A 13,874-nucleotide genomic window follows, 5' to 3' on the forward strand; every position below is an offset into this window, starting at 1 on the left:
AGTCGCTCGGCCACCTCGTTGATCGCCACGGGTTCTCCGTGTTGCGCCAGCATGAACAGAGTTCGCGCCTGCGAGAACGACAGATCCATGGCGATCAACTTGTCCATGGACTCCGACTCCCCCACCCCCAGCAGCCGCATGATGAACTCCTCGAGCGCCTGATACAGGTCATCGGGGGATGCAGTCACTCGCGCAATAGTAGCGTTCGTGCAACTATTACCCAAACGTAAGGAATGTGAAGACCGTCACGCCCCTCGATTTGCCCGCGGCGATCCGATCACGACCACACCGGGCGGGCAAACGAATTTCGCCCGCCGGCCGGGTCGCTACTGTCGGGACATGCACTCCCGGGTCCTGATCCTGCTTCGGCACGGCAAATCCGCGTATCCCGACGGTGTGGCCGACCACGAGCGGCCGCTCGCACGGCGCGGGCAACGCGAGGCCGCACTGGCAGGCGACTGGATCCGCCTGACGCAGCCCGCAGTGGACGCCGTGCTCTGCTCCACCGCCACCAGGACGCGACTGACCCTCGAGGCGAGTGGTGTCGACGCACCCGCTCGGTACGTCGACACCCTGTACGGGGCGAGCGCGGCCGAGATCCTGCAGGAGGTCGCGAGCACCGACGCAGCGGTGCGGACCCTGCTCGTCGTCGGGCACGAGCCCGGCATCCCGGACACGGCGCTCGCGCTCGATCCTGGCGGCCAGCTCGCCGACCGGATCGCGGACCGCTTCCCCACCTCGGCCATGGCGACCCTGGCGGTGACGGGAGCATGGGCCGACATCCTCGGCTCGGGCGCGCGCCTGACCGACTTCCACATCCCGCGCTGAGCGGCGCCAGCGAACCGCTACTCGCGGACGAGCACCGCCTTGCCGAGCACCTGACCGGCCTCGAGATCCGCCAGCGCGCGGGGCGCGTCGGCGAGCGGATACTTGGCCTTGACCAGCGGCCGCAGCCCCTTCGCGACCAGTTCGGTGAGGTCCGCGTGGGTGCGCGCCAGCGCAGACGGGTCGGTGCGCAGGAACTCGCCCCATGCCGCGCCCACGATGCTGATGTTGCGGAACAGCACCCGATTCACCTTCACGGACGGGATACCGCCGCCCGCGAACCCGATCACCAGGAGCCGGCCCTCCGGCGCCAACACCCGAACGGCATCGTCGAAGGCGTCGCCGCCGACCGGATCCACCACCACGTTCGCGCCGCGGTTCCCGGTCAGCTCACCAACCCGGGCGGCCCAGCCCTCGTCGAGTGCCACCACCTCGTCCGCACCGAGCTCGCGGAGGAACTCCTCGGCCCCCTCCCGCCGGACCACCGCGATCACCTTCGCGCCGTGCGCCTTCGCCAGCTGGATCGCCGCGGTGCCGACGCCGCCCGCGGCGCCGAGCACCACCACCGTCTCCCCCGGCACCAGGCCAGCCCGCCGGGACAGCGCGAACTCCATCGTCTGATAGTTGATGATGAGCGAGGCCGCCTCCTCGAAGCTCAGGTCGGCAGGAATCGGCATCACCCGCGGCGCCGCGATCGCGACCCGCTCCGCGTAGCCACCGAGGTCGGACATCGCCAGCACGCGGTCGCCGACCACGAACCCGCTGTCGTCCGGCGCGGACACCACCACGCCTGCCACCTCGGCGCCGGGGATGAAGGGCGGCTCGGGCCGCAGCTGGTACTTGCCATAGCTGATGAGCAGGTCCGGGAAGCACACCCCTGTCGCGCGCACGTCGATCAGCACCTTGCCCGTCGCGTCCGGCTCGGGCACCTCCTGCAGGGCCATCCCGGCGGGTCCGGTCAACTCCGAGACCACAACTGCTTTCACCACAGACCTCCGTGTTCGCGCCATCGCAACTCTGCTGCGATCCGAAGCCCTGACGCTAGTCCTTGTCACGCCACGCCTGCGCGGGAAAGATACTGTTCGCGTCACGCCGGTGACCACCGCAGAGGAGCGCAGTCTTGGACTTCGATCAGCCGCTCGCCGTTCCCCCTGCCGACGGGCTGGGGTTCGCAACCTCCTGGCCGGTCAGGACGGGCGACGTCGCTCCCGACAACCGACTGCGGTTCGACGGCATCACCAGGTACCTGCAGGACATCGGCTCCGACAACCTGGACGCCTCGGACCTCACCGAACTCGACCCGCTGTGGATCGTGCGGCGGACCGTGATCGACGTCGTCCGCCCCGCGCTGTGGCCGGACCGGATCCACCTGCGTCGCTGGTGTTCGGGCCTGTCGACCCGATGGTCGGCTATGCGCGTCCAGCTGACCAGCGAGAAGGGTGCGCTGATCGAGACCGAGGGCTTCTGGATCAACATCAGCCCCGACACCGGGATGCCGACCCGGATCAGCGACGAGGGCATCGCCCTGTTGTCGCGGACCACGGACGAGCACCGGCTCAAGTGGCGCCCCTGGCTCGGCGGCCCGGCACCGGAGGACGACGGCACCGATGCCCGATTCCACCTGCGATCCACCGACCTGGATCCGATGGACCACGTGAACAACGCCGCGTACTGGCACGCCGTCGAGGACCACCTCGTCACCAGGCCCGACCTGCTGGCGTCCCCGCACCGCGCCGTCCTCGAGTACAACGCGCCCATCACCTCCGGCGAGCACGTCCACGTCCGCAGCAGGCAGGACGCCGAGTCGATGCGGCTGTGGTTCCTGGTCGGCGGCGACGTGAAGGCCGTTGCCCGGGTCTCGGGCATCGGCCACTACTGAGCCGCCGACCGGCGGAACCTACTTCTTGGCGATCGCCACCATCTCGGTGAGGTCGAGCAGCTTGACCCGCGGCCGACCGGACGCCTTGCCGAGCTCGCGCTCACGAGCGTCGATCGCCTTCCAGCCCGCCCAGTCCAGCGCCTCGGGCTGGCGGTCCGCCAGCAGCGCCTCGAGCGCCTCGCGGTCGCCCTTCGGCGCCGACAGCCGGTCCGCGGCGAGGTCCTCGATGAGCAGCGCGATGGTGTCGTGCGCGCACTGCCGGTTGGTGCCGATCACGCCGGAGGGCCCGCGCTTGATCCAGCCGGCCGTGTAGGTGCCCGGCATCGGCTCGCCGGACTCCGGGTACGTGACCCGGCCGCCGACGTTCGCGATCGTGCCGCGCGCGTCGTCGAACGGCAGGTCCGCGACCGGCACGCCGCGGTAGCCGACCGAGCGCAGCACCATGCGGGTCTCGAGCAGTTCGGTCTGATCCGTGCTGCTCGCCCGCAGCGTGCCGTCCGGACCCTCGACCATCTCGTTGCGCGCCACGACGACCCCGCTGACGTGGCCATCGCCCTTGATCTCGACCGGCGAAGCCAGGAACCGCAGCACGATCCGCTTCTCGTGGCCCGCAAGGGGGCGCTCCGCGTACTCGCGCAGGATCTCCATCTTCAGCCGCTTGGCCGGGCTCTCCGCGACCTCGGCCTCACTGTGGCTGTCGAGCTCGAGCTCGGCCGGGTCGACGACCACGTCCACGTCGGCCATCTGGCCGAGCGCCAGCAGCTCCGGGCTGGTGAAGGCGGCCTGGGCGGGTCCGCGCCTGCCCAGCACCACGACCTCCCGGATGGCACTGCCACGCAGTGCCTCGACCGCGTGCTCGGCCATGTCGGTGCGGGCCAGCTTGTCCGGCTCGGTGACCAGGAGACGGGCCACATCGAGCGCGACGTTGCCGTTGCCGACGATGACCGCGCGCGTGCCGGACAGGTCGAAGGTGTGGTCCGCGTACTCCGGGTGGCCGTTGTACCAGGCGACGAACTCGGTGGCGGCGAGGCTGCCGGGGAGGTCCTCACCCGGGATGCCGAGGTGCCGGTCGCTCGGAGCGCCGACCGTGTAGAGCACCGCGTGATGGTGCTCCATCAGGTCTTCGTGCGTGAGGTGCTTGCCGACCTCCACGTTCAGGTGCAGCCGGAAGCCGGGGCGCCGCGAGACCTCCGCGAACACATCGGTGACCGCCTTGGTCTCCGGGTGGTCGGGGGCCACGCCTGCGCGCACGAGGCCCCACGGCGTCGGCAGGCGGTCGAACATGTCGACCTCGATGCCCGAGCGCTTGAAGGAGAGCAGCTCGCGGGCGGCGTAGAAGCCGGACGGCCCGGCGCCGACGATGGCGACGCGGAAGGGTTCCTGGTCCACCTTCGGGAACTTCAGGGAGGGGGCGGGATCCGCGTACTCGATCTCGGTGCCTGCGAAGTAGTCGGCGTTGATCTTCGAGTACCGCGCCATCGTCTCGGGCAGGTCGTCGTCACGGAAGATCGCGTCCACCGGGCACGCGTCGACGCAGAGCCCGCAGTCGATGCAGGTCTCCGGGTCGATGTAGAGCATCTCGGTCGACTTGAATCCGCGCTCGTCCGGCGTCGGATGGATGCAGTCCACCGGGCACACCTCGGTGCAGCTAGCGTCGTTGCAACAAGGCTGGGTGATCACGAACGCCACTGTCGGCCTCCTCCAAAACTAGAACCTGTTCCTGCGACAATACCCGGCTTGTGCGAGCAAAGTCACAGAGGATCAGAGGATAGCCGCACCGCCGGGCTCCCGACCGAATTCGTGCAGGTCGCCGGCGCCCAAACCCGCCGAGTGTGCACCTGCCGGGGCTTCGCCCGAGTGCCGCGACGACACCCTGCACGCTCGACGCGAACGGGCCGGTCAGCGCGTCAGCCGAGGAACTTCTTGCCCGCCACCACGACCACGCCGAGCACGATCGCCAGGATCAGCGCGCCGCCGAAGCCGAACAGCCACCAGGCCACCCCGAAGATCGCGATCGCGGGGGCCGCGGCGACCAGCGAGATGAGGGGGTTCTCGCGGACGACCTCGAGCGCCGACTGCGCCTTCGAACGGTCGATTCCCTTGCCTGCCATCGAATCCTCCGTGGTCGTCACCCGAACCGATGTCGGGAATGTCCCTCCAACAGTAGACGCGAAACGGCCCCCGCACCCATTGCTGGGGGCGGGGGCCGTTTCACAGACGCCGGAGTCGCTTACCGGTAATCGGTGCTGAAGCCGTAGTCGTCGAGCGGAACAGCAGCTCCGGTCCCGGTGCCGAAGCCTTCCGGGCTGTAGTACTGATCGTCGTACGACGGCACGGCGTAGGCCGCGGCGCGCGCCTCTTCGGTCGGCTGGACCTGGATGTTCCGGTAACGGTTGATGCCGGTACCGGCCGGGATCAGCTTGCCGATGATGACGTTCTCCTTGAGACCGATCAGCTTGTCCGAGCGGCAGTTGATCGCCGCATCGGTCAGCACGCGAGTGGTCTCCTGGAAGGACGCCGCCGACAGCCAGGAGTCGGTCGCCAGCGAGGCCTTGGTGATACCCATGAGCACCGGACGACCGGCTGCGGGCTCACCACCCTCGGCGACGACGCGACGGTTGGCCGCCTCGAACTCGGAACGCTCGGTGAGCGAACCGGGCAGGAACTCGGTGGCGCCGGAGTCGATGATCGTCACGCGACGCAGCATCTGACGAACGATCGTCTCGATGTGCTTGTCGTGGATCGACACACCCTGGCTCCGGTACACCTCCTGGACCTCGTTGACCAGGTGGATCTGCACCTGACGCGGACCCATGACGCGCAGCACCTCGTGCGGATCGGCAGCGCCCTCCATGAGCTGCTGGCCGACCTCGACGTGGTCACCGTCCGCCAGCAGGCGCTCGGAGCCGTCGTCGTGCTTGAAGACGCGCAGACGCTGACGCTTGGACAGCTTGTCGTAGACGACCTCTTCGCCGCCATCGTCCGGGACGATGGTGATCTTGTAGAAGCGGTCGCCGTCCTCGAGCTGCACCCGTCCGGTGACGTCGGCGATCGGGGCCTTGCCCTTGGGGACGCGGGCCTCGAACAGCTCCTGGACACGCGGCAGACCACCGGTGATGTCCTCGCCTGCGACACCACCCTGGTGGAAGGTACGCATGGTCAGCTGGGTACCCGGCTCACCGATGGACTGGGCGGCGACGATGCCGACAGCCTCACCGATGTCCACCAGCTTGCCGGTCGCCATCGAGCGGCCGTAGCAGGTGGCACAGACGCCGGTGCCGGTGGTGCAGGTGAGCACGGAGCGCACCTTCACGTCGGTGATGCCCGCCTCGAGCAGCGCGTCGATCGCCGGGTCACCCAGGTCGGCGCCGCGCTCGACGATGACCGTGCCGTTGGCGTCGACCGCGTCCGCGGCCAGCGTGCGGGCGTAGGTGCTGGTCTCCACGTGCGCATCCCGGATCAGCGAGCCGTCGGCCTGCTTCTCCGCGATCGTGGTGACGATGCCGCGCTCGGTGCCACAGTCCGTCTCGCGAACGATGACGTCCTGCGAGACGTCCACCAGACGACGGGTCAGGTAACCCGAGTCGGCGGTACGCAGCGCGGTATCTGCCAGACCCTTACGGGCGCCGTGCGTGTTGATGAAGTACTCGAGAACGGTCAGGCCTTCCTTGAAGGAAGACTTGATCGGACGCGGGATGAACTCACCCTTCGGGTTCGTCACCAGGCCCTTCATGCCGGCGAGCGACCGAACCTGCGTCATGTTGCCGGCGGCGCCGGACTTCACGATCATCGGGATCGGGTTGTCGTCGGGGAAGAAGGCCTCCATGGCCTTTCCGACCTCGTCGGTTGCCTCGGACCAGATCTTCACCAGGGCGCTGTTGCGCTCGGTGTGGTTGAGGGCACCGCGCTGGTACTTCTTCTCGATCTGCTCGGCCTGGCCCTCGAACTTGTCCATGATCTCGGACTTGCTCGGCGGCACGAGGACGTCGGAGATCGAGACCGTGACGCCCGAACGGGTCGCCCAGTAGAAGCCGGCGTCCTTGAGCTTGTCCACGGTCTGCGCGACCACGATCATCGGGTAACGCTCGGCGAGATCGTTGATGATCGTCGCCTGACGCTTCTTCGGCATCTGCTCGTTCACGAACGGGTAGTCCGCGGGGAGCAGCTCGTTGAAGAGCACCCGGCCGAGGGTGGTCTCGGCGACCCAGCCCTCGCCGTAGTTCCAGCCGCCGTCGGGGAACAGCTCGTCCTCGATCTCGCGCGACGGGCGCTGCGTGGTCAGGCGGACCTTGATCTTCGCCTGTACCGCGAGCGCGCCGCGGTCGACCGCCATGATGGCCTCGGCGGGCGAGGAGTACACACCGGTCTCGGCCTGGTCCTTCGACGCCGCGACGAGCTCACCCACGGCACCCTCGTCCATCCGGGTCAGGTGGTACAGACCGGTCACCATGTCCAGACGCGGCATGGCGAGCGGGCGACCCGACGCGGGCGAGAGGATGTTGTTCGAGGACAGCATCAGGATGCGGGCCTCGGCCTGCGCCTCCGCGGACAGCGGGAGGTGCACGGCCATCTGGTCACCGTCGAAGTCGGCGTTGAAGGCCTCACACACCAGCGGGTGCAGCTGGATGGCCTTGCCCTCGACGAGCTGCGGCTCGAACGCCTGGATACCGAGGCGGTGCAGCGTGGGTGCACGGTTCAGCAGCACCGGGTGCTCGGCGATGACCTCTTCGAGGACGTCCCACACCTGGGCGCGCTGACGCTCGACCATGCGCTTGGCCGACTTGATGTTCTGCGCGTGGTTCAGGTCAACCAGTCGCTTCATCACGAACGGCTTGAACAGCTCGAGGGCCATCAGCTTCGGCAGACCGCACTGGTGCAGCTTGAGCTGCGGGCCGACGACGATGACCGAACGCCCCGAGTAGTCGACGCGCTTGCCGAGCAGGTTCTGACGGAAACGACCCTGCTTGCCCTTGAGCAGGTCGCTCAGGGACTTCAGCGGGCGGTTGCCCGGACCGGTGACCGGACGTCCACGACGGCCGTTGTCGAACAGCGCGTCGACGGACTCCTGCAGCATCCGCTTCTCGTTGTTGACGATGATCTCGGGCGCGCCGAGGTCGATCAGTCGCTTGAGGCGGTTGTTGCGGTTGATCACGCGGCGGTACAGATCGTTCAGGTCGGAGGTGGCGAACCGGCCACCGTCGAGCTGAACCATCGGACGCAGCTCCGGCGGGATCACCGGCACGGCGTTGAGGACCATGCCCATCGGCGAGTTGCCGGTGGACTGGAAGGCCGCGACGACCTTGAGGCGCTTGAGCGCGCGCAGCTTCTTCTGGCCCTTGCCGCTGCGGATGGTCTCCCGGAGGATCTCCGCCTCGGCGTCGATGTCGAAGTTCTCCATCAGCTTCTGGATGGACTCCGCGCCCATCGCGCCGGTGAAGTACTCGCCGTAGCGGTCCACCATCTCGCGGTAGAGGCCCTCGTCGACGATGAGCTGCTTCGGGGCGAGCTTGGTGAAGGTGGTCCAGATCTCCTCGAGCCGGTCCAGCTCGCGCTGGGCCCGGTCACGGAGCTGACGCATCTCGCGCTCGCCGCCGTCCTTGACCTTGCGGCGCACGTCGGACTTGGCGCCCTCGGCCTCGAGCTCGGCGATGTCCGCCTCGAGCTTCTGGGCGCGGGCCTCGAGGTCGGCGTCACGCTGGTCGGCGACGGACTTCTTCTCGACCTCCATCTCGGCCTGCAGGGTGGAGAGCTCGTTGTGACGGAGCTCGTCGTCGACCGCGACGATCACGTAGGCGGCGAAGTAGATGATCTTCTCGAGATCCTTCGGCGCCAGGTCCAGCAGGTAACCGAGACGGCTCGGCACGCCCTTGAAGTACCAGATGTGGGTCACAGGAGCGGCGAGCTCGATGTGGCCCATGCGCTCACGGCGCACCTTCGCGCGGGTCACCTCGACGCCGCAGCGCTCACAGATGATGCCCTTGAAGCGGACGCGCTTGTACTTACCGCAGTAGCACTCCCAGTCCCGGGTGGGGCCGAAGATCTTCTCGCAGAAGAGGCCGTCCTTCTCGGGCTTGAGCGTGCGGTAGTTGATGGTCTCCGGCTTCTTGACCTCGCCGAACGACCACTGACGGATGTCCTCAGCGGTGGCAAGGCCGATGCGGAGTTCATCGAAGAAGTTGACGTCGAGCACGTAACTTCCTTTCCCCAGAGGGATTATGGTGTGCGCTTCTCAGCGCCTACCTGTCTGCCAAATTCAAATGTGGGCTACGCCCCCGGGCCGCGGAATCCCACGGCCCGGGGACCAAACACCTAGTTCGCGAGATCGTCCACGGTCGCCGCCTCGTTCCTGGACAGGTTGATGCCCAGGTTCGCAGCCGCACGCTCGAGGTCCTCGTCGTCGCCGTCGCGCATCTCGATGGCCGCGCCGTCCGAGGACAGCACCTCCACGTTGAGGCAGAGTGACTGGAGCTCCTTGAGGAGCACCTTGAACGACTCGGGGATGCCCGGCTCGGGGATGTTCTCGCCCTTGACGATGGCCTCGTAGACCTTCACGCGGCCGACCACGTCATCCGACTTGATGGTGAGCAGCTCCTGCAGCGTGTACGCCGCGCCGTAGGCCTGCATCGCCCAGCACTCCATCTCACCGAAGCGCTGGCCACCGAACTGGGCCTTACCGCCGAGCGGCTGCTGGGTGATCATCGAGTACGGACCGGTCGAACGAGCGTGGATCTTGTCGTCGACGAGGTGGTGCAGCTTGATGATGTACATGTAGCCGACCGAGACCGGGTACGGGAACGGCTCGCCGGAGCGGCCGTCGAACAGGGTGGCCTTTCCGTCCGGGCCCACCATCTGCTCGCCGTCGCGGTTCGGCAGGGTCGCGCCCAGCAGACCGGTCAGCTCGTCTTCCTTGGCACCGTCGAACACCGGGGTGGCGATGTTGCTGTCGGCCGGGGCCGAGAGCATCTCCTCGGGCAGGGTCGAAGCCCAGTCCGGGCGGGTGCCGTCGCTGGCGATCTGCACGTTCCAGCCGGTCTTGCCGATCCACCCCAGATGGGTTTCCAGGATCTGACCGATGTTCATACGACGCGGGACGCCGTGGGTATTCAGGATGATGTCGACGGGGGTGCCGTCGGACAGGAACGGCATGTCCTCCTGCGGGAGGATCTTGCCGATGACACCCTTGTTGCCGTGTCGGCCGGCGAGCTTGTCGCCGTCCTGGATCTTGCGCTTCTGGGCCACGTACACGCGGACCAGCTCGTTGACACCGGGGGGCAGATCGTCGTCGTCATCGCGCGAGAACACGCGGATGCCGATGACCTTGCCGTTCTCACCGTGCGGAACCTTGAGGGACGTGTCGCGGACCTCGCGGGCCTTCTCACCGAAGATGGCGCGCAGCAGGCGCTCCTCCGGGGTCAGCTCGGTCTCGCCCTTCGGCGTGACCTTTCCGACCAGCACGTCGCCGTCACGGACCTCGGCACCGATGCGGATGATGCCGCGCTCGTCGAGGTCGGCGAGGACCTCGTCCGAGACGTTCGGGATGTCGCGGGTGATCTCCTCGGCACCGAGCTTGGTGTCGCGGGCATCGATCTCGTGCTCCTCGATGTGGATCGAGGTCAGGACGTCCTCTTCCACGAGGCGCTGCGACAGGATGATCGCGTCCTCGTAGTTGTGGCCCTCCCACGGCATGATCGCGACGAGCAGGTTCTTGCCCAGCGCCATCTCACCGGCTTCGGTGCAGGGACCGTCGGCGATGACCTGGCCGGCCTCGACCCGGTCGCCCTCGTCCACGATCGGACGCTGGTTCGCGCAGGTGCCCTGGTTCGAGCGGGCGAACTTGCGCATCCGGTAGGTCTTGCGGCTGCCGTCGTCCGCCATCACGGTGACGTAGTCGGCCGAGACCTCCTCGATGACACCGGTCTTCTCGCTGACGACGACGTCGCCCGCGTCGACCGCGGCGCGCAGCTCCATGCCGGTGCCGACCAGCGGCGCCTCGGAACGGACCAGCGGCACGGCCTGACGCTGCATGTTCGCACCCATCAGGGCGCGGTTGGCGTCGTCGTGCTCGAGGAACGGGATCATCGCGGTCGCGACGGAGACCATCTGTCGCGGCGAGACGTCCATGTAGTCGACGTCCTCGGCCGGGATCAGCTCGACCTCGCCGCCCTTGGTGCGGACGAGGACGCGGTCCTCGGTCAGGCGACCGTCCTTGTCGACCGCGGCGTTGGCCTGGGCCTTGACGTGGCGGTCCTCCTCGTCGGCGGTCAGGTAGTCCACCTGGTCGGTGACCTGTCCGTCGACGACCTTGCGGTACGGGGTCTCGATGAAGCCGAACGGGTTGACCCGCGCGTACACCGACAGCGAACCGATCAGGCCGATGTTCGGGCCCTCAGGGGTCTCGATCGGGCACATGCGGCCGTAGTGCGACGGGTGCACGTCTCGCACCTCGAGGCCGGCGCGCTCACGGGACAGACCACCGGGGCCGAGCGCCGACAGGCGGCGCTTGTGGGTCAGGCCCGACAGCGGGTTGTTCTGGTCCATGAACTGCGAGAGCTGGGAGGTTCCGAAGAACTCCTTGATCGCGGCCACGACGGGACGGATGTTGATCAGGGTCTGCGGCGTGATCGCCTCGACGTCCTGGGTCGTCATCCGCTCGCGCACCACGCGCTCCATGCGCGACAGGCCGACCCGGATCTGGTTCTGGATCAGCTCGCCAACGGTGCGCAGACGACGGTTGCCGAAGTGGTCGATGTCGTCGACCTCGACCGGGACCTCGACGCCGTCGGGCGCCGTCATCACGGTGTCACCGGCGTGCAGGCGCACCAGGTACTCGATCGTCGCGACGATGTCTTCCTCGGTGAGGGTCGACGCGGTGATCGGCTGGCCGTGGTTCAGGCCCAGCTTCTTGTTGATCTTGTAGCGACCCACGCGGGCGAGGTCGTAGCGCTTCTCCTTGAAGAACAGGTTCTCCAGCAGGGTCTGCGCGCTCTCCTTCGTGGGCGGCTCGCCCGGACGCAGCTTGCGGTAGATGTCGAGCAACGCCTCGTCGGTGCCTGCCGTGTTGTCCTTCTCCAGGGTGGCCATGAGGATCTCGGAGAAGCCGAAGCGCTCCGTGATCTGCTCGGTGGTCCAGCCGAGGGCCTTGAGCAGCACGGTGACCGGCTGACGACGCTTGCGGTCGATGCGGACGCCGACGGTGTCGCGCTTGTCGACGTCGAACTCCAGCCACGCACCGCGGCCGGGGATCACCTTGACGCTGTGCAGGTCCTTCTCGGTGCCCTTGTCCACGGAGTGGTCGAAGTAGACACCCGGGGAGCGGACGAGCTGCGAGACGACGACGCGCTCGGTGCCGTTGATGATGAAGGTGCCCTTGTCGGTCATCATCGGGAAGTCACCCATGAAGACCGTCTGGCTCTTGATCTCGCCGGTGTTGTTGTTGATGAACTCCGCGGTGACGAACAAGGGCGCCGCGTAGGTCATGTCCTTGTCTTTGCACTCATCGGTCGAGGCCTTGACCTCGTCGAAGCGCGGGTCCGAGAAGGACAGCGACATCGAACCCGAGAAGTCCTCGATCGGGGACAGCTCGGTGAGGATGTCCTCCAGACCGCCGGTGACGCTGCCGTCGCCGCGGGCAGCTGCCCGCTCACGCCAAGCAGGCGATCCGATCAACCATTCAAAAGAATCCGTCTGTAGATCAAGTAGCCCTGGAACTTCGAGAGGTTCGCGAATCTTCGCGAACGAGACCCTCTTCGGGGCTCCGGGGATTCCGGCATTTGCCTTGGTCTGGCTAGAGACTGCCAAGATGCGTCCTTCCAGCACCTCACGCGGGCCGCTCGTGCTGCGCGACCGCCGCTGTATCTGCTTCTTCATGTGGGGCGAATTCGCTGGTCACGACCCGAACGAAACTCGCCAACAGACGCAGGAAGCGAATGCTTCACAGGCGGTGAGGTGGAGAGATGGACAGGAGGCAGCCAGCGCAACGTCCAAAGGTACCCGAAGTCGACGCAGAATACAACTGGACAGGGCAGCCCGAACGGTGCCCACGCCTGGTGTCCGTGCAATCCCTCGCGCCCGGTGCCTCCATTTGCGCCGGCGCGATCTTGCGCGGACCCGCTCCCGCAGAAGGAGCGATCTCGCATGTCTCGCCATTAGAGTGACGCCTGAACCCCGCCGCGTCAAGACACGTCCCGGCGATTTGCCCCGCGGTCACCGCCGGGACACCCGATCCGGGCCCGGCTCAGCGGTCCCTGATGTCCGTGATCACCCAGTTGTCGCCGGACTTCGCCATGGTCACCGAGAGCGGACCCTGGGCACTCCCCTGCGCAACACCGTCATTGGTCGCGCTCACGTTCATGCTGGCCACGAGCTCGGCGCGGTCGTCGGAGAGCAGCTTCAGGCCGATATCGGTCACCTCGGCGTTCGTCGCCGTCTTCGTCTGGATCACGGCATCCTTGGTGACCGCGGCGGTCCGGTCGAACTCCTCGCGCATGGCGTCGTCGAGGACCGCCCGCGCCTTGTCGAAATCCTGCTCGACCGTGTCGAACTTGTACGTGTAGAGGGTCTGGATCGCGTTCTTCGCGTCGGCGGTGACCTTCGAGGTCTCCGCGGTGTCGACCCAGGCCTGGTTCGGGACGTCGGCGCCCGGCCGGAACGCGGCGACGAGTGCGAAGACGCCGAGCCCAATCGCCACCAGGCCGATCGTTGTGACCCGCTTCCAGCCCGCCCTGACCGCTTCTTCGTCGACCGCGGACCCTGGAGCTGCGGTCACCTCGGCGTCCGGCGCGCCGGTCGCCCGCGGGCGCAGGGAGCTGGTCCGGTTGATCGTCTTCGGCGCCTGTTCCGGCTCCTGCGCCGCGCTCTCGCCCTCCGTGTCCTCTGCTGCCGCGGCGGTGGCGGTCGCCGTGACCTCCGCGGCTGCGGCTTCGGTGTCGGCTGCCGCGGGGGCCACGGATGCCCCTGCCGGCGGGCCGGCGGCTCCCGAGCCCGCCGCCACGACCTCGGTCTCGGTCCCGGCCGAACTCGCGGGCGCGGTGGTCTCGGGTTCGCTCGCGGTTCCGCGGGCGGCGCTCGACCCGGTGCCCGCCACGCGGGGGCGACGCCCCTTGGGCTGGGGCGTGCTGGTGATACGACGACGTGGGGGCACTGTTCGATACTCCTTAGCTGTTCCGCTGCC

General features: G+C 67.7%; 8 protein-coding genes and 1 pseudogene. 2 read left to right on the forward strand and 7 right to left on the reverse strand.

All coding sequences use genetic code 11. From position 1 onward, the window contains the following. A pseudogene (locus tag RM1_RS21420) lies at positions 1-140 on the reverse strand (MarR family winged helix-turn-helix transcriptional regulator); the annotation flags it as partial. 199 nt (positions 141-339) lie between these two features. Here RM1_RS21420 and RM1_RS21425 point away from each other — a divergent pair. Continuing rightward, positions 340-828, forward strand: coding sequence for a SixA phosphatase family protein (locus RM1_RS21425; protein ID WP_072753702.1), 489 nt, complete (start codon positions 340-342; stop codon positions 826-828). Between the two features lie 17 nt (positions 829-845). Here RM1_RS21425 and RM1_RS21430 read toward each other — a convergent pair whose 3' ends face one another. Then, complete coding sequence (locus RM1_RS21430) at positions 846-1,811, reverse strand: NADPH:quinone oxidoreductase family protein (RefSeq protein ID WP_072753734.1); 966 nt, start codon at positions 1,809-1,811, stop codon at positions 846-848. A 134-nt stretch (positions 1,812-1,945) separates the two neighbouring features. On the opposite strand from RM1_RS21430, the gene RM1_RS21435 reads away from it, so the two are divergent. Further along, on the forward strand, positions 1,946-2,704 hold the full coding sequence (locus RM1_RS21435; protein WP_072753703.1) for an acyl-[acyl-carrier-protein] thioesterase: 759 nt from the start codon (positions 1,946-1,948) through the stop codon (positions 2,702-2,704). A gap of 18 nt (positions 2,705-2,722) precedes the next feature. Here the strand turns inward: RM1_RS21435 and RM1_RS21440 are convergent, their stop codons facing one another. The 5 genes from RM1_RS21440 to RM1_RS21460 form a co-directional block, all read right to left on the reverse strand. Beyond that, positions 2,723-4,393 carry a 4Fe-4S binding protein gene (locus RM1_RS21440; protein ID WP_072753704.1) on the reverse strand — a complete coding sequence of 557 codons (1,671 nt, stop codon included), beginning with the start codon at positions 4,391-4,393 and terminating at the stop codon, positions 2,723-2,725. A gap of 218 nt (positions 4,394-4,611) precedes the next feature. Then, entirely contained in the window at positions 4,612-4,815 is a 204-nt protein-coding gene (locus RM1_RS21445) for a hypothetical protein (RefSeq protein WP_072753735.1), read from the reverse strand. A gap of 119 nt (positions 4,816-4,934) precedes the next feature. Continuing rightward, complete coding sequence (locus tag RM1_RS21450; protein WP_072753705.1) at positions 4,935-8,894, reverse strand: DNA-directed RNA polymerase subunit beta'; 3,960 nt, start codon at positions 8,892-8,894, stop codon at positions 4,935-4,937. Between the two features lie 119 nt (positions 8,895-9,013). After that, positions 9,014-12,520, reverse strand: coding sequence for a DNA-directed RNA polymerase subunit beta (rpoB, locus tag RM1_RS21455; protein ID WP_027500648.1), 3,507 nt, complete (start codon positions 12,518-12,520; stop codon positions 9,014-9,016). 418 nt (positions 12,521-12,938) lie between these two features. Then, positions 12,939-13,844 (reverse strand): prolipoprotein diacylglyceryl transferase, encoded by a 906-nt coding sequence (locus RM1_RS21460; RefSeq protein WP_072753706.1) that lies wholly within the window; start codon positions 13,842-13,844, stop codon positions 12,939-12,941. Positions 13,845-13,874: the final 30 nt, after the last annotated feature.

Origin of the sequence: Rhodococcus maanshanensis NBRC 100610 (genome assembly GCF_001894865.1) — a bacterium.
Classification (GTDB): Bacteria; Actinomycetota; Actinomycetes; order Mycobacteriales; family Mycobacteriaceae; genus Rhodococcus_G; species Rhodococcus_G maanshanensis.